The sequence below is a fragment of the Mesorhizobium sp. W016 genome (assembly GCF_054719485.1).
In genome coordinates, this window is sequence record NZ_JBTTIF010000002.1 from 3357284 (window position 1) to 3378816 (window position 21533).

The 21533-nt window shown below is 60.4% G+C and carries 12 protein-coding genes; 5 read left to right on the forward strand and 7 right to left on the reverse strand.

Translation table 11 applies throughout. The annotated features are described in order from the left end of the window. Positions 1 to 14: 14 nt before the first annotated feature. Entirely contained in the window at positions 15 to 1247 is a 1233-nt protein-coding gene (locus ACYG9V_RS16730) for a glycosyltransferase (RefSeq protein WP_023697343.1), read from the forward strand. On the opposite strand, the gene ACYG9V_RS16735 is transcribed toward ACYG9V_RS16730, so the two are convergent. Then, the gene (locus tag ACYG9V_RS16735; protein ID WP_023697342.1) at positions 1240 to 2370 is read right to left on the reverse strand and encodes a glycosyltransferase family 4 protein; all 1131 of its coding nucleotides are present in this window, start codon (positions 2368 to 2370) and stop codon (positions 1240 to 1242) included. The two genes, ACYG9V_RS16730 and ACYG9V_RS16735, sit on opposite strands and share 8 nt — an antisense overlap. A 190-nt stretch (positions 2371 to 2560) precedes the next feature. Here ACYG9V_RS16735 and ACYG9V_RS16740 point away from each other — a divergent pair, with 190 nt between their 5' ends. After that, the gene (locus ACYG9V_RS16740; RefSeq protein ID WP_023697341.1) at positions 2561 to 3832 is read left to right on the forward strand and encodes a glycosyltransferase family 4 protein; all 1272 of its coding nucleotides are present in this window, start codon (positions 2561 to 2563) and stop codon (positions 3830 to 3832) included. Positions 3833 to 4079: 247 nt separating this feature from the next. Beyond that, entirely contained in the window at positions 4080 to 5519 is a 1440-nt protein-coding gene (locus tag ACYG9V_RS16745) for a DUF4214 domain-containing protein (protein WP_460221976.1), read from the forward strand. Positions 5520 to 6012: 493 nt separating this feature from the next. On the opposite strand, the gene ACYG9V_RS16750 is transcribed toward ACYG9V_RS16745, so the two are convergent. Then, positions 6013 to 6771 (reverse strand): response regulator transcription factor, encoded by a 759-nt coding sequence (locus ACYG9V_RS16750; RefSeq protein ID WP_023715467.1) that lies wholly within the window; start codon positions 6769 to 6771, stop codon positions 6013 to 6015. Between the two features lie 1321 nt (positions 6772 to 8092). Here ACYG9V_RS16750 and ACYG9V_RS16755 point away from each other — a divergent pair. Continuing rightward, the gene (locus ACYG9V_RS16755; RefSeq protein WP_023697337.1) at positions 8093 to 9535 is read left to right on the forward strand and encodes a hypothetical protein; all 1443 of its coding nucleotides are present in this window, start codon (positions 8093 to 8095) and stop codon (positions 9533 to 9535) included. A 294-nt stretch (positions 9536 to 9829) separates the two neighbouring features. Here the strand turns inward: ACYG9V_RS16755 and ACYG9V_RS16760 are convergent, their stop codons facing one another. Then, positions 9830 to 10732 carry a glycosyltransferase gene (locus ACYG9V_RS16760; protein WP_245265588.1) on the reverse strand — a complete coding sequence of 301 codons (903 nt, stop codon included), beginning with the start codon at positions 10730 to 10732 and terminating at the stop codon, positions 9830 to 9832. Positions 10733 to 11677: 945 nt separating this feature from the next. Between ACYG9V_RS16760 and ACYG9V_RS16765 the strand changes: the two genes are divergently transcribed. Continuing rightward, positions 11678 to 12112 (forward strand): hypothetical protein, encoded by a 435-nt coding sequence (locus ACYG9V_RS16765; protein ID WP_245260159.1) that lies wholly within the window; start codon positions 11678 to 11680, stop codon positions 12110 to 12112. A gap of 280 nt (positions 12113 to 12392) precedes the next feature. Here ACYG9V_RS16765 and ACYG9V_RS16770 read toward each other — a convergent pair whose 3' ends face one another. From ACYG9V_RS16770 to ACYG9V_RS16785, 4 genes are all read right to left on the reverse strand, one after another. Next, complete coding sequence (locus ACYG9V_RS16770) at positions 12393 to 14126, reverse strand: tetratricopeptide repeat protein (RefSeq protein WP_023697334.1); 1734 nt, start codon at positions 14124 to 14126, stop codon at positions 12393 to 12395. Between the two features lie 28 nt (positions 14127 to 14154). Then, on the reverse strand, positions 14155 to 15561 hold the full coding sequence (locus tag ACYG9V_RS16775; RefSeq protein WP_023697333.1) for an HlyD family type I secretion periplasmic adaptor subunit: 1407 nt from the start codon (positions 15559 to 15561) through the stop codon (positions 14155 to 14157). A gap of 39 nt (positions 15562 to 15600) precedes the next feature. After that, positions 15601 to 17904, reverse strand: a complete 2304-nt coding sequence (locus tag ACYG9V_RS16780; protein ID WP_023697332.1) for a peptidase domain-containing ABC transporter — start codon at positions 17902 to 17904, stop codon at positions 15601 to 15603. A gap of 320 nt (positions 17905 to 18224) precedes the next feature. Then, positions 18225 to 18404, reverse strand: coding sequence for a hypothetical protein (locus tag ACYG9V_RS16785; RefSeq protein ID WP_023715472.1), 180 nt, complete (start codon positions 18402 to 18404; stop codon positions 18225 to 18227). Between the last annotated feature and the right edge of the window lie 3129 nt (positions 18405 to 21533).

Consider the following 21533-nt stretch of genomic DNA (forward strand, 5'->3'; position numbering starts at 1 on the left):
GAAAGGGGAGAACCATGCTCCATGAACGTTCTTCCGACCTGGCCATCGCGGCCAAGGTCGAAATGCCGATTGAGGAGTTTCCGGCTGCCCCGGCGCCCGACTTCGACAGATATGCCAGGATAGCGGTCGTTCACGACTGGTGCCCAAATTTCCGGGGCGGCGAGCGAGTTCTGGCGCAAATCTGCAAGCAGCTTCCCAATGCAGAGGTATTCACACTTTTCGATTTCCTCCCGGCCGAGGTGAAGGAGCAATACTTCCGCGACGTGCAATTTCATGCCTCTCCGGCCAACCGGATCCCTCTGGTGCGGAAATTCTACCGGTCTCTCTTCTTCTTTTGCCCGTTTCTGATCGAGCAGTTCGACGTGACCGGCTATGACGCTGTGATCTCGTCGTCGGCCGCATTTTCTCGTGGCGTGATCACAAGGCCTGATCAGCCGCATCTGTGTTATGTGCACAGCCCTGTCCGCTATGCTTGGGACGAGCAATTCTCGTATCTTGAGCAGGGCAAGCTCGGTTTCGGTCCGAAGGGAATACTCTACCGCTATATGCTGCACCGTCTGAGGACCTGGGATACGAGAACCGCGCACGGTCCAGACCTGATGCTGGCGAATTCCAACTATGTGCGTTCTCGGATCCGCCACATCTACGGACGTGACGCAAAGGTTGTTTTCCCGCCGGTCTCGCTGAAGGAACTGCCCTGTGTCGAGGACAAGGACGATTACTACGTCTCGGCGTCCTTCCTGGCCCCCTACAAGCGCACCGACCTCGTGATCAGGGCCTTCAACGAGATGCCGTCGCGACGGCTGGTCATAGTGGGCGAAGGACAGCAATCGGCCAGCCTGCGGGCGCTGGCAGGTCCTAACGTCACATTCTCGGGATTCCTTCCTCGCAGGGACTATATCGATACGCTTGCCCGAGCGAAGGCGATGGTCTTTGCGGGTTGCGAGGACTTCGGCATCGCGCTCGCCGAGGCGCAGGCCTGCGGGACGCCGCTGATCGCTTTCGGGAGAGGCGGCGCGGTCGATATTGCACGCAGCCTGGGGTCAAATTCCGAGCCGACGGGGGTGCTGTTCAAGGCTCAGACCATCGATCACCTCAAGGAAGCGGTCAAACGGTTCGAGGAAAACAGCCACCTCATCACCCCGCGGGCCTGCGCTCGGAACGCGCAGCGCTTTTCCGAAGAGAATTTCGACCGCGCCATGCTGGACTCGATCGGAGCGGTCCAGGCACTTCACACGATCACGTGAGTTCACGTAACCTGACTATCCTGGTCTCTGGATCGATACCGTCGGCAAGAGCCATCGCCTGCAGGTAGCGCAAGGCGCTCGCTCTCCAGCTATATGCCAAGGCTCGGGCTTTTCCCTTCCTCATGAACTGCACGCGTAGCGCCTTGGAATTGCGCAGCCCCATGAAACGGTCGAACCACGCCTGCGGGTCGTTGGCAGCGGCATAAAGAGCTGCGTTCCTACAGACCTCGGGCAGGCTGGCGCGTTCGGACACGACGACCGGACAGCCCAGCGCCATTGCCTCGACAACCGGAAGACCAAAGCCTTCAGTTAGCGAAGGAAAGGCCAGGCAAAGCGAGTCCATCAGCAAAGCAGCCAACTCGTTGTCGGAAATGCGTCCGAGCCAATGGATATTTTGGGCTTCAGCTCTGGCTGATCCTGTTTTGAAAATGTCCGAATCCGACATGCCGACGACCGCGATCTTCAGTCCGGCCTTGCCAAGGCGCTCGGCCATATCGAGAATGAGCTTCACATTCTTGTGAGGTGCGGCGCCGCCGATCATGACGATTGTTTCACGCGAGGCCGCCAATCGTGTCGCCGCCGAATGTTCAGGCTTCCATCGGAGGACATGTTCATGACCGTTGGGGGCAACGAAGGCCCTCTGCTCCGCAACGATGCCCAGCCGAACCAGCTCGCCTAGCGAAAAATTGGAAACGGTCGAAATGCTGCATGCAGTCTTGCCGAGGCAGGGTAGCAGCGCTTTGTAGGAGGTCCTGAAGCGAAGTGAATAGCTCTCTGGGGCATTCCAGACATTTGCATCATGAATGCAGACAATGTGCTTGCGCGACAGAAGCGGGCCGGTATTGCACAGGCTGAGGAGCCCGCCACCCCGAAGAGAGGCGGCTAGCCGGGTCTGCTCCCATAGGTGCCCACCCCTGCTGCCTATCTCGCAACGTTCGATGGAATTGATCGCGATGTCTGAGCTGCCAGGTGGGCAGTGAAGCCTGAGTTCCAGCCCACGGGTGAGCGGCGCCTGCTCGGCGAACAGGGCATCCAGCGCACGCACGATCTCTCCGGCATAACGCTGGACGCCCGTTGTCGGTTGGGAAAGGAAACGCCCGTTGATCGTCCACTGCCGTGCCATGTCACCCTCTCCATGTCCCTAGTTTGAAACCGTCAGCGCGTGGGGTCACCACAGCCGTTGGGTCGTGCGGACGCGCGCAGCATCATCCAGGCAGGCGAGGGCGAGCGTTGGAGCTACCTCAAACGTTTGAGGGTCGCTGCGGTTCAGAGAGTGTTAGTCTGGATGTTGGGGCGGCAAGGCGGGGGACGTGATGATCGGCAAATCTGAGTTCGATGCGGCGCCGGCGGTGCAATCGGGGAATTTGAACGGACACAGCGTTGCCGCCGTGGTGGCAAGATCGCTTCCCGGAGGCTCGCAGTACCTGATTGGCCATCCGGGCCGGACATTGGCGGACTTAGTGCCGCCAAAGCGCCGGTGGACGATAAACGGTGATTTCACCACGCTTCGACGCAATGGGATAGCGCGTTATGCCCACGAGGTGACGATGGCTCTCGACGCCCTTATTTCCGAAGGGCATCCCTTGGGTCGCGACCTTGAGATCGATCTCGTGGTGCCGCGCCAGCCTGCCGAGCCTCTTCATCTGAAGGCAATCGCGGTGCGGGTCGTCCCCGAATTCAACAGGCCTCGACTTCCCCAGTTCTGGGTACAGGCGCAGTTGCCCTGGCATGTGCCGGGAGGGTTGGTGAGCTTTTGCAACCTCGCACCGGTCGTGCTGAGACGCCAGATCGCATGCATCCACGACATGCATACAAGGTTGATGCCGTCGAGCTACGGGCGAGGGTTCCGTTGGGCTCACCGCCTGATCCTTCCGCTGCTGGGCAGGCGGGCTGCACGGATCACTACGGTTTCGCAACTCTCCCGCAGTCATTTGGTCGCGTTCGGCATAGCGCGCGAGGAGAACATTGTCGTTACTTACAACGGCAGCGACCATGCTAAGAAGTGGGACGCGACGATATCATCCTTGGCTGTCAATCGGGGCAGGCCATATGTCGTTTGCCTCGGCCGGCGGGATCAAGAATACAAGAACATGGGGCTTCTCGCTAAGCTCGCATCGTTTCTAGATGAGATGGGCCTCGATCTGTGGATGCCGGGTGACATCGACGAAACCACGGTCTTGCGGCACGTCCCGAAAATGCCGGCGAACATCATCCTTCTTGGGCGCATAAGCGATCACGACTTCAAAAAGGCGCTTGAAGGCGCCCTCTGCTTCCTGTTTCCATCACGGATCGAAGGCTTTGGGTTGCCCGCTATCGAGGCTATGGCGTCGGGTTGCCCGGTCATAGCCTCGACTTCGCCCTGTTTGCCTGAAATCTGCGGAGATTCCGCACTCTATGCCGATCCGGACGACGTCCAATCATGGATCGAAAACGTTCGCCAGCTAGCGGTCGACCCAGATATGCGCAAGCGAATGGTTGGCAAGGGCCATACCAGGGCGAGCAGCTATTCCTGGCGCTGGATCGCTTGGAAATATCTCGAGCTTATGATCCAGGTCGACGCCGATTTCGGGGAAGTCTACGGGTAATTGACCGCGAGCGCAGTTACCCCGTTGGTTAGCGCACGTCGCAATCAATTTGAGTCATCCTCGGCAGTCACCCCCCGCTCATCCGGGTGCTGAATCGGGGCAGCGGCACTCCAATGGTCATGCCGCTTGATGGCTAGGTTGTAGCCTCCAAAGGAGGTAACGCGAAGCTTCCCATATCCATTTTGACCAATTGCTCCCGTGTCCCGCAGTTCCGACAATCCCAATATTGATCGTCGTGCAGGGAGGCATGATCGCCATGTCGTTTCGTTTCGCAGCCGCGACTGCTTTGTTGCTGATAGCATCGGCGCCCGCATCCGCCGATTTGCTCTGGGGCGTGAACGGCCATCCGGTGATTTCCTACCCGGATGTTCCGATCGAAAAACAACTCGATTTCGTCAAGAACCTCGGTCTCAAATCATACCGGGTCAACATCACCGCCGCAGATCAAGGAGATACCCTTGCTCGGGTCGTGAAGGCCGGTAAAGAAAGAGGGATCGAAATACTCCCCGTGATCACGCCGGGACTAGACCTGGACAAGCACGATCCGGAAGAACTCTATAGTCAGGCCCGGCAATTGGCGGTCGTCCTTGGGGGCAGGTTCAAGAACGATATCCGCGTTTGGGAACTCGGCAATGAGATGGAAATCTATGCCATCATAAAGCCCTGCGAGAAACGCGATGACGGATCACAATATCCATGCAGCTGGGGGCCTGCAGGTGGAACAGGAGCGCTCGACTACTACGGTCCGCGTTGGGTGAAGGTGAGCGCTGCCCTCAAGGGCCTGTCCGACGGCATGACAGCAGTTGACCCGAGCATCAAAAAGGCAATGGGTACGGCTGGATGGGGCCATACCGGCGCCTTCGCGCGGATGAAACAGGACGGAATCGCCTGGGACATCTCGGTCTGGCACATGTACGGGGAAGATCCGGAATGGGCTTTCCACGAGATTTCCGGCTACGGCAAACCCATCTGGGTCACCGAATTCAACAACCCCTACGGAAGTCAGCACAGCGAGCGGCAGCAGGCCGACGGCGTCAAACAGGCAATGACACGGCTTCGCGAACTCCAGGATACGTACAAAGTCGAAGCGGCGCACATCTACGAGTTGCTGGATGAGACCTACTGGGCGCCGAGCTTCGAAGCCAATATGGGGCTGGTTCGACTTAGCAAGAACAACAACGGCAAATGGATAGCCGGTGAACCAAAGCCTGCCTACATGGCTGTTCGCGACATTACCCGTGGCCCGCAGCCGTTGCCCAAGCCACACCGAGATTGCGCCCCTGAAGCAAAGTTTGCCGGCCGGTTCACCTATGTCCATCAGATAAATTTTGCCTATTGCCTCGTCCTTGGCCATGATGGCGATGCCGCAGGGTTGGATCGGTGGTCGCCAGCCCTCGAGAACGGAGACGCCACGCTCACTGCCGTGATCATGGAAATGTTCCGCTCCGACGAATTCGAGGCCAAATATGCCACGATTGGCCTTACCGACCGAGCCTATATCGGCTTTCTTTACCTGATGCTGCTGGATCGCCCCGCAGACAGTTACGGCATCGAAACCTATTCCCGTCAGTTGCGGGCAGGATCAATGACGCGTGATAGCATTGCCCTTGGCATCGTCAGCTCGAGCGAATTCAAGTCCCGACATGCTGCCCTGCGCAACGCCTCGGATGTGCCCGCGCCCTACTAAGCAGGACAAGACGCTGGTTATGGCGGCGGCATTTGCAAGTCCATTGCTCCGCCTCCGGCCACAAAAAGCGCCGGCAAGTCGATTGCCGCGATCGACATGCCAGGCCGAGATCATCAGACAGATGCATCACGTCGCGGACTTGGACCCGAAATTGCTTGTTGCGGTGGCCGCGACACACGCATTGTTACTATTGGAACCGATGTGTACCGCTCTTTAGACGGTCGGCCAGGCGTGCACGAAGCCCCGAGGGAACGATATTCGTCCATAGGTGCAATCATTGGCAGCCTTTTTGGTAATCGCGGAATCTTGAGTGGACATGGAGGATTTTCGTTGAGGCTGGAGTGTCCTGCACCCAGCAGAGCCTCGTCCTGGCAAAACTATCATTTGCAGCATCGGGCATGACAACTGATTCCAGGTGGTTCCCACCCACCGCCAAGGGGAGGAAAACCATCGGTGCGCCGAGGGTTGACCTCGGCGCACCGCCTGAAACCACTCACTCTTGCGCGAGAGCGCCTTCCCCGAAAAGATCGTTGACCTTATAGGCGACTTCCGTCCTATTCGTCGCCTTCAGTTTTTTCATGATATTTCGGATGTGCACCTTCACCGTGCTTTCGCGCAGGTTCAATTCGTAGGCTATGATCTTGTTCGCCTTGCCGCGCCGAAGCGCCTGAGCCACTTCAGCTTGCCGATGCGTGAACATAGTCGTCAACGGACGCGTGTCGCGGCCGCCTGAATCGATCAGATGGCGCATGGACAAAACGCTGCTGGCCGGTACAAAGATGCCGCCAGCCGCTGCAAGATTGACGGCTTCGACACAGACATCAATACCAACTGAAGTCGGGATGTACCCACGTGCACCGCATTCAAGCGCTGTTAGTATTTGCCCGAGATCATCTGTGTCAGACAAAATTATTACCGGAACAGAGCTGAACTCTGAAGAGATTAATCTAATCTCATCTGCAATGCCGCGGTCGGCTAATTTACGCCCGCCAAGGTTGAATAGAATGGCAGCCAGAGAAGGGTAAGACTCCTTCTTTATGCGCCATTCTTCGATCGCACCCATGGCGGCAATGGCCATACCGAGATCATGGTCTTTAAGGGCTGATGCCAGACATTCCCGGTCCAGGGCCCTTCCGTCCAGGATAAGTAGGCACTCTTTGTCGGCTTGTTCGTTACCCCTTCCCGTACTGTTCAAAGCAGCTTCTCGTTGACTTGCCGAATCGAAACTATGCAGTCCGATTGCAGAAACCATACTAGTACCCCAACTTTGCCTATACACAAAGCGACCCTCTGGCGGTCGCCATAACCCCCTCACAATTCCTGGATTTTTTGAAGTGTTCTACCCGTGAAGGCTTAGCCGGATCTCTCCAGCTTAGACGCTCATCATTTCCCCCTATGCCACCTGGAATTGTGTAGATTATGCTATACAAGCGGGTGCTAATCTAAGTTAATTTTCGGTGAACTTTTTTCTCACGTCATAGAACTCGCTGATGCGCGGCCAACAGGGGCTGGTCGACACGCTCACTTCATTGAATAACAGTTCGAGATTGGCAGAGCTGTCATGCTCATCCGATAGGCGGAAGCTGGGCAGACACTCCTCGGTGGCAAACTACCCCAAAGGCTTCGTTGACGAGATACGTTGCCAAGACGAACATGGATTTGCCGGCGTCTGCCCGGGCTTACGCGGTCTGTCTGCGGATATAGCGAAGACAGGATAGGGGAGCCACTCGCCCGCCCCAGTGGCTCCCCTATCGTTTTATGGGAGCGGCGCGCCGGGACAGCAAACAAGAATCCGCCTGCCAGCTTGGCTGGCAGGCGGATAGATGCTCCTGGACTTAACGCTTGGACCTCAGGCGTTTCCCTGGGGATCCGTCTCACTCAGACACCGCCCACCCCTTGCATCGCTGGAGGTCACGGTTTCGAAGGCATCGATCAACTTCTTGGCGGCTTTGTTGGCAACGTGGGATTCGGGATACTGGGCGGTCACAGCCCGCGCCCGTTCGTAAATCTCCCTGAGTTGCATCATCTGCTTAGGGCCAAATGGGCCATGTATAACACGGGCGGTCATACCGCTTATCCTCCTCATGGAACTCTCGAGAACCCACCCCGTCACCAAGAGCACCCAATAATCTCCAACTTAACACGTCATTTCACGATTGTAAGCACAACCTGCCCGCTGGCCTGTGTATAAGAGTGACGTTTCGCGCCGTCGAGGCGTTCTTTAGGGTGCGTTTGCCAATTATCCGTTTGCAGGAAGGGGTAGGCCGGAATCGGAACGGCCGGCGGGTCGAAGGGTCCCGGACGTGTCGGCCTATGCCGCGCTTTGCTTCTCCAGCTGCAGGCAACCAACACGACATTTGGGCACCAGGCTGGCAGCCATTTTATCAGGCTCACCGGCAAAATAACTTTGCGCCGTGGGATCTGCCGCTGCTCGGGGCTACGGCTTCCTGCGGAAAGCAGGACTACGCCGTTTGGCTCTCTTGCCCAAGCTATGCACCTGTCGAATGATGCACTCATCGGATAGCGTCTTTCGAACGCTAGAATGACCAACAGGGAGAGAGGCTCAGTCAGCAATGCAGGTTTCTCTGCCGGGTCTTCTGGTGTGCGCGGCCATTCTGATCATTGCATACTATTCCCGAGGAATGCTGATAGTTGGGCTGATTGCTTCCCAGGCATTCGGCGCTACCGCCGTTATGACCCTGACTTTTTTGGGTGGGTCTTCTCCGCTCATCTACACCATGTTCGAGGCTCTGCTCGTCGCTGCCGTCGCTGCCAGACGACATATATGGATCGACTTAGGAAAGGTGTTTGGGAGCATCCGCGCGGTCTGGGTTCTTGCGGGCGCTATGGTTTACGCAGTTATTGGAGCGTGGCTGTTTCCAAGGTTCTTCGCCGGGCAGACGGCTGTCTTTGTCCAGTCGAAAATCCGCGGCACCGTCGTGGAAGCTTCGCTGGCTCCGGTTTCAGGCAATACCTCTCAGACAGGCTATTTCATTCTCGGTGGGCTCACGACCATCGCGCTTTGCACCCTGTTGCTGCACTCTGACAGGATAGACCAGCTACGCCGTGGGTTCTTTTTGTGGTGCGGCCTGCATGCTGGCATGGGGCTGATTGATTTCGTCAGCAAAAATGCCGGCGTGGGCGACGTACTCGCCCCGATCAGAACCGCCAACTATGCGATCATAAGTGACGCCTACGAGGCCGGTTTCGCACGCATCACAGGACCTTTTTCCGAGGCCTCTTCGTTTGCCGGCGCCTCCCTGGCCTGCTTGGCATTCTCCTATACATACTGGAGAATGACCAGGTCCCGTCTCGCCCAGTGGCTGTCGGCCATCCTGCTTTTCCTGACCATCCTGTCGACGTCCTCGACCGCCTATGTTGGCCTCACTCTGCTGTGCATTCCGGTCGCCCTCTCAATGTTGGCATCAGTTCTCAGGGGACGAGTCGAGCGGGAGGAGATATTGATCACCGTCCTGATGGTGCTGGGCGTGGCCCTTGTTATGGGCGTGAGCCTCTACCGGGCCGACGCGCTGGATCCCTTCGTCAGGCTCATCAACAGCACCATCATCAACAAGGCAGCTTCCGCCTCGGGCAACGAGCGCACCTATTGGAACCTCAAGAGCCTGCAGTCGTTCGTTGACACCAGTGGCCTTGGCGTGGGCTTCGGCAGTTCCAGGGCATCGAGCTGGCCGATCGCGGTTCTGTCCCAGCTTGGCTTCTTTGGGTCTCTGATGATGGCCATGCTGCTCGGTGTCCTGACCAGGGGATTGGGCGGGGTACAACAATGGGTGACGCCTGAGACGGCTGCAGTCGCAATGAGCATCAGGAACGCCGCCTTCGCCGCCATAATTGCCAACTCGGTGTCAGGCGGCAGCGCTGACCCAGGCCCCATCTTCTGCATCGCAATCGCCGTCGTCTCCGCCACCAGGGTCAGCGCCTTACGCATGGCAGCAGGATTTGAAAGACACAATTGCTATCAGGCGGCACAGCCCATGCCTGCTATCGATGCCGCTTAGGCGACCGGAACGCTACGCGACGCCCAGTGCCACTCGAGTTGTTTTGCCAGCGATGCCGGAAAATTGGACTACTGCTTTCGTAGCCATTCACTGCTTCGCCGACTCCTTGTGATATTTGCGCGATCTCAGCAGCCGTATGCAGTGCCATGTGTCTTTGGCTCTAGGACGAGCTGATAAATGTAGGCTTGCGTTGGCAGCGGGCAATTTGCGATTGTGATATCGCGAGGCCTGCCCTTTTGGCAGCTACTCCAGAGGCGAGGTACGCCCACGCCTAAACGAAACGTCCGGCCTGCTTTATCCGCCCAGCAGCAGGCTTCGCCAGCCCTGCAGGAAGCGCTGTTTAGAAGCGCGCGAGGCAACGTCCCGCAGTTCGCGGCTGGCCTGTGCCTTTTCGCTCGAACTGCGTGAAAGCGCTTGCCGCATCGCCTGTCCGATTGCAGTCGTGTCGTGTGGAGGAACTTGCACGCAGACTCCTTCCACCGCTTCCACCAATGCACTTCTCTCGGAGACGATCGGTAAGAGGCCCATATGGGCCGCCTCCAAGGCGGGCATTCCAAACCCTTCCAGAAGGCTCGGCAGAACGAATGCCTCAGCGTTCGCGTAGAGCCATCGCAACTGGCTGTCCGGCACATATCCCGGCAGCACCGTCCCTGGTATCGATTTCGCAAGATCGATGATCTTCTCGCGGCCGTCGCCTCGCGAGCCGCAAAGCACGTATTTGATACCTTGCTTGTAGAACCCGCCGTTTCGATATGCCTCAAGCGCCGTGATCTGGTTCTTGCGTGTTTCAAAGGCGCCGACAGTCAAGAAGAATGGCCCTTTGACAGCAGGAAGGGATTCCAGGGATCCATCAAACAGGCCCGTACGCACGTACAGCGGAATGGTGATCAGGAATCGGAAATTTGACCCATAGATGGAGACGAAATTATCCTTCGACCAATCGCTGACGAAAACAATCCCGGGCCTGTGTCTGCGGATTTTTTCATATGCGACACGGTAATTCTCAACGGTTCCAGGGTCATAGAGGAAGCTGTGGCTCAAAGGGCCGACGTCATGGCAGAGCACGACATCTTTTTCAGCCAGCTCTGACCTCAGCACAAAGAGCGGATCGAGAAAAACCCGGCTGTAGCCATCAGCGGCTTTGCTGCCGATCAAGCAATATTGGCTATCCTTAAGCCAATTGATTTCCAGCATCATCAGCCTTGCCGCGATCTTGCGCGCCAGCCCTCCGGGAGCCACCGCGCCAAGTCTCCAATATCGAACCCGTGCGTGCTGTGGTACGAACTCCTGGCAAAGGTCCTTTGCGATATGCCAAGCACCAGTCCGGTTCAATATCGATAACGAGTTTTCAAAGAGTGGACGACCAACGGCGAGAGCCCCGAAGGGTTCGGAACAAGTCGATCCAACTCTTCCCGCCGCCCTCCGTGGACCTTGCCGCTTTTCAATATCCAACGACCGTTCTCCAGATAGGGGTATCGAACCCATTGACGGCATTCATCCAATGCCACGGAAAAAATCGTCGTAAGTTTCAGTATGGTCGTGAAAAGGTATCGGGTAGTGGCTTTTTGTCAACGGAACCAGAGGACAAGAGGCTCCTTTAAAGGAGCAAGTTGGGTCTAACCTTATTGATAATAGTTGCCGCAGCGGGAATTCAGCCCAGCAGACTCCGAGCGTTCTTGCGCTCGCGATCATCCGCAGGCATCAGGCTGACTGTGCGTCATCGCTGGCGGCGCGCTATCACATCTGTTGCCTTGCTGGCCCATGTGGGTGGTACCGTCTCAGATGTGCTCGCGCGCGCCGATACGGCCACTCGGCGCCAGGGATGAGGGCAGGGATGAGGTGCACTCCTTTCCCTGCCTTCAGCATCGCGAAAGTCGTAAGCCCAGCCAGATAAGCATACACTGAAAGGCAGCGGCGCGGACGGCCCCAAAATCGAGACCTTCATCGTGGTCGAACACGGAGGCTGTCGGCCTTCTTCGACATCCTCGATCCGAGCCCGCGTCCATTCAGCTCCGATGCAGACTGCGCCAGGCTGCCGGCCTCAGCGCGATAAGGCACGATCTGTAAGTCGGCGATAGAGCGCTCTGCCGCCCCCGGCTCCTTCCATCATTCAAAAACAACTTAGATGGATGGGTGTTTGGTGTGGATAAGCCTTCAACGGTCATTGGTCCCGCGAGGCAGGCCGAGCACTCTTGCCGTATGAAGGCGGAGTACGTTGAACTAGTCTTACTGGAGCAATCTCTTGCCAACGCTGGCGGGATGACCCGTCCGTTTTTCGATCGAGTGAGTGATGTCGCCGAGAAAACGGACGGTTCCATCCTGTTCGATGTTCGCGTCGATGGCGACATGCGAATCCAGAGGTTGGCGGCAATTGGGTATGGTGCAAATGGCACCGTCGCAATCATTATGGACAAGCAAGGGCAACTTAGCTCCGCTCCGATAGACGGCGACGAGGACAAAATTGTCGAACTAACCGTGTGGTGTTCTCTGCCGATGGCTGAGCAAGCCCGCGTTAGCTACACGGGCGCCATCGCGCTTTTGCTTACGAAGCTTCGTCAGGCGGGATTCCTTGAATGAAATGGCCGCTTAAAGGGCCGCCGTTCAGCAAATCGAGCAGAGATGGTATGGGGAAGCGACTCGCCTTTGCCGAGCTTGGCGCCGTCAGCACGGTCACCCAGGCGCGCATTGCGGACCAGAACTCGACGGCACGACCCAGTTGATCGGCAACCAGATGAAGGAAAACGGAGCACGGATATATGACCGCCAGGGGGGCAATTGGCTTCCGCACCAAACCTAGAATCCGCTGGATTCTCATTCGTGGCTGACATGCGTTTGGCGCGCTCGCACTATGCGGGTCTCAACCCGGGGCGAGTTCGGCAAGTTCGTCGGCCGCTTCACTAATACCGAGTGCTGCTGCGCGCTCAAGCCATAGGCGACCGGCTGCCGGGTCGCGCTCCCCAGCGATACCCCTTGAGAAATAACGCCCGAGCATGAGTTGGGCTTGGCCGTGCCCACGTCCAGCAGCGGCGGAGTACCATTTCTGCGCCGCCGTTTGGCTGACCCGCACGCCCTGGCCAGTTCCATACATCGCGCCAAGTGCAAACATCGCTCCAGCGTGACCGTCGAGCGCGGCCCGCTCGAACAGCTGCATAGCTACCTTTGGCTCACGCGCGCCACCGCGGCCATTGAGCAGCATCTCGGCAAGCGCCACCTGGGCGTCGAGCAGGCCGGCATTGGCCGCCCGAGCAAACCAGAGGCGGGCCTGCGATAGGTCGGTCACCACGCCGCGTCCATCTTGCAGGAGACGGGCGTACATATATTGCGCCTCGGCGACACCTTCAGCCGCGCGCCTTAGCCATTGCGCCGCTTGGCCCTCGTCCTGGCGGACGCCAACGCCATTGGCGAAGCAGAGCCCAAGATTGAACGCGGCGATCAGGTCCCCCGATGAAGCGGCCGCTTCGAACCATCCGGCAACGCTTGCACGATCATCCGGCTCGCCGGCTCCTTCGAGAACAAGATTGGCGAGATCGACCTGTGCTTCCTGATTGCCGCCAAGTGCAGCGGCGCGTAGCCAGCGTGCCCCTTCTTCGAGATCCTGAGCCACGCCGTTGCCCGTCAAATAAAGCGAGGCCAAAGCGCGGGCGGCGGCCTGATGGCCCGCTTCGGCCGCCCGCCGATACCAGTTTGCGGATTCTGCAAAATCCGGCCGCTGCGTCTTTACATAGCGATCGCCAAGGAGATAGGCAGCCTCAATATTGCCCGCCAATGCAGCGCGCCGCATCCACGCCTCTCCAGCAGATATGTCCTGGTCGACAAATGCACCATCAATCAGTGCCAGTCCCAACCGGAACTGAGCGGAGGGAAGGCCTTTTTCTGCAGCAGCCTGATAGAGTTGAACGGCTGCGTTGATGTCGCGCACGACGCCGAGCCCGTGCTCGGTAAGGACCGCGAGAAGGTAGATTGCGGTCGGCAGACCGGCGTCGGCGGCGCGTCTTACCTCGTTTGCAATCCTGACCCTGTTTTCACGTTTGCCACTACGGGCGAGCGACAGGGCAAAGCCGAGACACCCCTCGGCGCAGCCGGCAGAAGCCGACTTCTCGTACCATCGGTGCGCCGCATCTGCATTGCGCATTGCTTTGGGACCGCTGGTAAGTACATAGCCGAGGATCGCCTGTCCGGTGGCCGAGCCCGCCTCAGCCGCCTTGGTGGCAAAATCGAACGCCGCTGTGAAGTCCGGTTTGCCCGAGGAATCCGCCATGAACAATTGGTCGGATTCGGAGCCCTTGCCGTCGCCTTCCTTAGCCACCAGCCCGGTCAGGTAGAGAGCAGCGAGCAGCGCTTGCGCATCGGCGCTCCCGTGGTTGGCTGCCCGCAGCAGCCATCGCGCCCCTTCCATACGGCTTGGCGGCACACCCGAGCCTTCGAGATAGCAACGCGCGACCCGGTACTCGGCCTCGACGATCCCCGCGCGCGCCGCGGTCGCCATCAGCGGAAAGGCTTCTGCGGGCTTGCCGCTGTCAGAGAGCTGGATCGCTCGGCGCAACGCTGCCGCCGGGGACGCCAAGACAGTCAGCCGATCCAGGATTGTCATCGATCCGAGCCTCCGAAAACACCCTGCGCTATGGCTCCCGCATGGCTTCCTGGCCGATCGGGAGCATCACACCGAGAATATATTTGAGCACTGTGCGGCGGCCGACCTTAACGTCGGCGGTCACCGGCATGCCAGGGCTCACGGTGAAACCGGTAGGCACGCCGTGGAGGGCGACTTGGTCGATGGAAATCCGCGTGCGATAGAACGGTTCGGCGTCCGAAGGCAGCATGGCCAGTGAGCTGTTCGGATCGCGCGCCTGATCCTGCGCAGAGAAGGAATCAGGGCTGAGCGTCCGCACGGTGCCATGAGCAAGGCCGTATTGCGAATAGGGGAAGGTATCGAACTTGATGACCACCGGGTCGCCGATATGCACAAAGCCGCTGCTGCGGCCGACGATGTTTGTCTCGATTTCAAGCTGCGCGTTGGCCGGCACCAGCGTAATCAAGCGCTCGCCGGACTGCAGGACCGAACCGACCGAGACCTTGGCCACGGATTGAACGATCGCGTCTGCTTCGCTCTTCAGCTCGACCAATTGCTTACGCAGCTTTGCCTTGTTGTGAAGTTCACGGGCGTCCGACATGCGCGAACTGGCTTCGGACAGGCTCTGTGAAACATCCGCTCGCCAGCCCTGAATATAGCCGTCGCGCTCGGCGGCCACCGCCGCCTGCTGGAGCTTTGCGGCTTGCGCGGTCTGCTCGGCATTGCCGAGCGCCCGGGACATTTCCGCGCGATTATCTTCGGCGAGCAGCGTGTTGAGGCGGCTGCCCACCTGCCTTGCTTCGAGCTGCTTGCGCATCTCTTCGATCGAGCCCGCGACCGCGAGCCGCTGGCGGTAGCCATCTGCATCCGATAGCGACCGCGAGATTACGGAACTGAGTTCGTCGCGCTGCCGGTCGAAATTCTCGACCTTGGCGTCATAGACCGCCTTGCGGCGCTCAAAAATCGATGCCTGCAAGGTCCAGCTTGGGTCGAGACCGTCATAGTTGAAGGTCTGGCCGTCCGCTTCGGCTTTCAACCGCGCGACTTCAGCTTCAAGTGTCGAAACCTGCATCCCGAGCGCCGCCAGATCGGCAGAAGCAAAAGTCGCATCGAGGCGAGCAAGCACCTGACCGGCCTGCACGTGCTGTCCCTCACGAACGTCGATCGAGCGCACGATCGCCGTCTCCAGCGGCTGCACGACCATATTGGGCGATTTTGACACCACGAGTCCTCTGGCCGTTACAACCTGATCGACCGGTATCAGTCCGGCCACGGCGATCAGCGCGATGACCAGGCTCGCGATGATCCAGACGATGCGCCGCGCCGCCTGCGGAATAGGAGCATTGGCGACAGCCGTCGACGGCCACTGGAATTCGAGTATGGCTGGCGTCGTCAGATCCCTCGTTTCCATCCGATGCCGCCGAGAGGGGAGGGTGATGAGAGAGGTGCTACTCATGGGTTACCGGACCTGAAGCGCATCTGAGTCGTGGCATCGTCAAACCAACCGCGGTGGGATGGCGACCGGGCGGCCATGACGGCCGTCGAGGTGCCGGTTTTGCTGCGACCACAGCTGACGATACAGCGCGCAGCGCTCGAGCAGTGTCGAGTGCGGCGCGACGTCAAGGACCTTACCTTGATCCATAACCAGGATGTTGTCGCATTCTGTTAGCGAGGACAGCCGGTGCGAAACGATGATCATCGTGCGGCCGCTGGCGATGCGCATAAGATTGGCGCTTACCACTGCCTCGCTCTCCGGGTCGAGCGCGCTGGTCGCTTCGTCGAGGATGAGAATGGTCGGGTCGTGGATGAGGGCGCGTGCGATCGCCAGCCGCTGCTTTTGACCGCCTGACAAATTGGGCGAACCTTCCTCGATATAGGTGTCATAGCCATTGGGCATGCGCTCGATGAATTCCTGGGCGCCGGCGAGGTGCGCGGCGCGCATGGCATCGGAAAGCGTCAAGCCTGGACGCCCGGCGATGATGTTATCGCGGATCGACCCGCGAAAGAGAAAATTGTCCTGCAGGACCACGCCGAGCCCTTGGCGAAGATGGCGTAGGTTGATCTCCTTGAGGTCGACGCCATCAAGTTTGAGGAAGCCACTGTAGTCGCGGTTGATTCCCTGTAGGAGGCGCGCGATCGTTGATTTTCCCGAACCGCTACGCCCAACAATGCCAAACATGCTGCCGGCGGGAATGTGGAAGCTGACCCGGTCAAGCGCCGGTGTCTTTGTAGCGATGTAGCTGAATGTCAGGTCGCTGAAAGTGACCTCGCCCACAAGCCTGGGTCTCAGGCCGGTGGAATTCGAACTGCTCTCCAGCGGCCGGTTGAGAACCGAGGCCGCCTCGCCAATAGCTGCACCGACCTCCTCGTAGTCTTCAACCAGCCGGGCCAGGCCGACCAGCGGCTGCGCTACGCGCTGGGAGATCATCATGAAGGCAAACAGGCTGCCAACCATATAGCCCGAGCGGTCGTTCAATGCGAGATAGGCGCCGATCAGCATGGTGCCGAGCACCATGACGCGTTCGATCGGCGTGACCAGCGTCTGCGGCCAGCTTGCAAGCTGCCCGAAGGCGAGGCGAGCCTTTCCGGCTTCCGCTACGCGCTCATCCCAGAGCGCCTTGCGCTGCGGCTCGAGGCCGAGCGCCTTCACTGTCTTGATGCCGACGACAGTCTCGCCAAGCGCTGCCGACTTCCAGGTCTCGGCTTCGACCACTCGCTGGTATCTGCGGCGCAGCGGTCTGAGAAAGGCAAGGATGATCAGCATGATCACGGCCGCGCACGCCATTACCACCCAGGCGAGCGTGGCGTTGATGTAGAACATGACCGGTATCAGCACGCACAATGTGATCAGATCCAGGAACGTGCTGAGAAGTTTTCCGGTCAGGAACTCTCTAATACGATAGACTTGGGCCAGATGATACATCGTCTCGCCGGCCGGATGACGCTCGAAATAGTCGAGCGGCAGGCGCAAGAGCCGGCTAAAGACGTGCAACTGCAGCTTGGTGTCCAGACGGGCGCCGACGACGTTGATGATCAGTCGCCGCGCATGGCCAAGAAGTGTCTCATAGGCGAAGACCACGGCAATCACCGCAGACAAGAGCAGCAACGTCGAGATGCTGTTGAACTGCAGCACCTTGTTGACCAGCGTCATTACGATGAGTGGCGGCAGGATGGTCAGAATGCTCAGCGTGAACGAGGCAATGGCTATGTCGCGCAGGGGCTGGCTTTCTAGCCGCACCAGTTGGGTGAGCCAGTGAAGGGTGAAAGGCGCATCCGCCGCCACGTGCGACCGTGTCGCGCGCAGCAGCACCGCCTCGCCCGTCCACACCCGCGACAGCCGAAGCTCGTCGATCGGGGTGGCCTCACCGTCGTCCGGCGCGTCGGCACTTTTGAGGAAGACGACATTGCGCTCCGCACTCGCTCCGGTCAGGAGGGCCGCGCCGCCATCGCTGAACAACAGCACGATCGGTCCGGTATCCTGGAAGCGCAAAAGATGTGACCAGCGGATACGCAGGGCACGCGCCCACATGCCGGCGGTCTGCGCCCATTCGGAGAGATCGGTAGCGGTCGGAACCGCGCTCGCTGCCCCGAGTTCGTTGGGGTCGAGTTCGACGCCATGATAACGCGCGGCCTGCAGTACTGCCTTGATGCGTGGCCCGATCTGGTCGCGCTCGGCGGGACCGCCGGGGGTCCGCGCCGCCGCGTTGTGGCCGCCCGCTTGGCGCGCTGCGACGTCGCCTTCGGCGTCGGCACGGATCGAGGCCGGCTGGTTTTCGGCGTTTACGGGCACGTTTACCATGGACTTCTCATCCGGTACGCAGGGCGAGGGTTCGAAAATGCCCAAGCCGAGGTATTTGCCGAGGTTTCCGGCAACGCCGCATTATACTTCGAACCGACCGGCCACGCGACTCTGATGCCAATCCCTGTTTGGAAATGATGAACGCGCGAATTCCGCTCTCCCGCGAAGTCCGCGCGTACGTTTCGTCCTGTGTGGTCATGGTGGCTGACCATGGTCGGGAACCTAATAACCTGGAATGATCAGCGCGCGGGTCCGCTTTCCAGCGAAGCCCGCGCGCCTGGTTTAATCTGGACCATTTCCTGTCCAGGTTCACTCACTGCTCACTCATGCGGCTTCAGAATATCCTTCAGAGCCTTCTTCACTGTGTCGTCGGTGTTGGCGTAGCCGGCGCCCTGCTTGGTCTTGTCCGAGATCAGGTCGGTGCTCGCACCTAACGGCTTGTTCTGGTTCTGACCAAATCCACTGATCGTATTGAGGACATTCAGGAGGTCGGTCGTCACCGAACTGGCCGCCAGGCCAACAAGCTGCCGGAACGACGCATGGCTGACGGCACCACTGTCGGTCGAGCCGGATCGCAGGAACTGCGTCGAGTCCTTTAGGCCCAGCGTATTGGTCGTGACGTTGGCTTTGTGACCAGGACCGTTTTCGGCATTGTTATGGTTCCCGGAATTACCAGGTGCATCCTGATCTCCGTTGCCAAAGCCGTTATTGCCATGGTGGTGGTCACCTGTGTCACCGCCCGGGCCGGTCGCTCCGGTCGCTCCCGTCGATCCGGCTGAGCCAGTCGCTCCGGTCGAGCCAGTAGAGCCTGTTGCACCAGTCGAGCCAGTAGCTCCGGTCGAACCGGTTGCTCCCGTGGAGCCCGTTGCACCAGTCGAACCTGTGGCTCCCGTGTCGCCAGTTGCACCTGTGGCGCCGGTCGCACCAGTCGCGCCGGTAGAGCCCGTTGCACCAGTCGAGCCTGTCGCCCCGGTATCACCTGTAGCTCCGGTAGCACCAGTCGAGCCAGTAGCTCCGGTCGAACCGGTTGCTCCCGTGGAGCCCGTTGCACCAGTCGAACCTGTCGCTCCCGTATCGCCAGTTGCACCTGTGGCGCCGGTCGCACCAGTAGATCCGGTAGAGCCCGTTGCACCAGTCGAGCCTGTCGCCCCGGTATTACCTGTGGCTCCGGTAGCACCAGTCGAGCCAGTCGAGCCCGTTGCACCGGTCGCGCCGGTATCACCGGTTGCTCCGGTAGAGCCCGTTGCACCAGTCGAGCCTGTCGCCCCGGTATCACCTGTGGCTCCGGTAGCACCAGTCGAGCCAGTCGAGCCCGTTGCACCGGTCGCGCCGGTATCACCGGTTGCTCCGGTCGAGCCAGTCGCCCCCGTATCGCCGGTCGCACCTGTGGCTCCGGTTCCACCAGTCGCGCCGGTCGAGCCCGTTGCACCGGTCGCGCCGGTATCACCGGTTGCTCCGGTCGAGCCTGTCGCACCAGTAGAGCCGGTGGCGCCGGTCGAACCTGTCGCTCCCGTATCGCCGGTCGCACCTGTGGCTCCGGTGGCACCAGTCGAGCCAGTCGAGCCCGTTGCACCGGTCGCGCCGGTATCACCGGTTGCTCCGGTCGAGCCAGTCGCCCCGGTGGAACCGGTTGCACCAGTCGCGCCGGTCGAGCCCGTTGCACCGGTATCACCGGTATCACCGGTTGCTCCGGTCGAGCCCGTGGCTCCGGTAGCACCAGTCGCGCCGGTCGAGCCCGTTGCACCGGTCGCGCCGGTATCACCGGTTGCTCCGGTCGAGCCTGTCGCACCAGTAGAGCCGGTTGCTCCGGTCGAGCCAGTCGCCCCCGTATCGCCGGTCGCACCTGTTGCACCAGTCGAGCCAGTCGCTCCGGTCGAGCCAGTCGCTCCAGTAGAGCCGGTTGCTCCGGTCGAGCCGGTGGCGCCGGTCGAACCTGTCGCTCCCGTATCGCCGGTCGCACCTGTGGCTCCGGTAGCACCAGTCGAGCCCGTTGCACCGGTCGCGCCGGTAGCACCGGTTGCTCCGGTCGAGCCTGTCGCACCAGTAGAGCCGGTGGCGCCGGTCGAACCTGTCGCTCCCGTATTGCCGGTCGCACCTGTGGCTCCGGTAGCACCAGTCGAGCCAGTCGAGCCCGTTGCACCGGTCGCGCCGGTATCACCGGTTGCTCCGGTCGAGCCAGTCGCTCCGGTCGAGCCAGTCGCTCCGGTCGAGCCAGTCGCTCCAGTCGAGCCCGTCGCTCCAGTGGAGCCAGTCGCGCCGGTATCACCGGTTGCTCCGGTCGAGCCTGTCGCACCAGTAGGGCCGGTGGCGCCGGTCGAACCTGTCGCTCCCGTATCGCCGGTCGCACCTGTGGCTCCGGTTGCACCAGTCGAGCCAGTCGAGCCCGTTGCACCGGTCGCGCCGGTATCACCGGTTGCTCCGGTCGAGCCAGTCGCTCCGGTCGAGCCAGTCGCTCCAGTAGAGCCGGTTGCTCCGGTCGAGCCAGTCGCCCCGGTGGAACCGGTTGCACCAGTCGAACCTGTCGCTCCCGTGTCGCCAGTTGCCCCTGTGGCTCCGGTGGAGCCTGTTGCTCCAGTCGAGCCCGTCGCTCCAGTGGAGCCAGTCGCCCCGGTATCACCTGTTGCTCCGGTCGAGCCTGTCGCACCAGTAGAGCCAGTCGCTCCAGTAGAGCCGGTTGCTCCGGTCGAGCCAGTCGCCCCGGTGGAACCGGTAGCACCAGTCGCGCCGGTCGAGCCCGTTGCACCGGTCGCGCCGGTATCACCGGTTGCTCCGGTCGAGCCTGTCGCACCAGTAGAGCCGGTTGCTCCGGTCGAGCCAGTCGCCCCCGTATCGCCGGTCGCACCTGTGGCTCCGGTTCCACCAGTCGCGCCGGTCGAGCCCGTTGCACCGGTCGCGCCGGTATCACCGGTTGCTCCGGTCGAGCCTGTCGCACCAGTAGAGCCGGTGGCACCAGTCGAACCTGTCGCTCCCGTATCGCCGGTCGCACCTGTGGCTCCGGTTCCACCAGTCGAGCCAGTCGAGCCCGTTGCACCGGTCGCGCCGGTAGCACCGGTTGCTCCGGTCGAGCCTGTCGCACCAGTAGAGCCGGTGGCGCCGGTCGAACCTGTCGCTCCCGTATTGCCGGTCGCACCTGTGGCTCCGGTAGCACCAGTCGAGCCAGTCGAGCCCGTTGCACCGGTCGCGCCGGTATCACCGGTTGCTCCGGTCGAGCCAGTCGCTCCGGTCGAGCCAGTCGCTCCGGTCGAGCCAGTCGCTCCAGTCGCTCCAGTCGAGCCCGTCGCTCCAGTGGAGCCAGTCGCGCCGGTATCACCGGTTGCTCCGGTCGAGCCTGTCGCACCAGTAGAGCCGGTGGCGCCGGTCGAACCTGTCGCTCCCGTATCGCCGGTCGCACCTGTGGCTCCGGTTGCACCAGTCGAGCCAGTCGAGCCCGTTGCACCGGTCGCGCCGGTATCACCGGTTGCTCCGGTCGAGCCAGTCGCTCCGGTCGAGCCAGTCGCTCCAGTAGAGCCGGTTGCTCCGGTCGAGCCAGTCGCCCCGGTGGAACCGGTTGCACCAGTCGAACCTGTCGCTCCCGTGTCGCCAGTTGCCCCTGTGGCTCCGGTGGAGCCTGTCGCTCCAGTCGAGCCCGT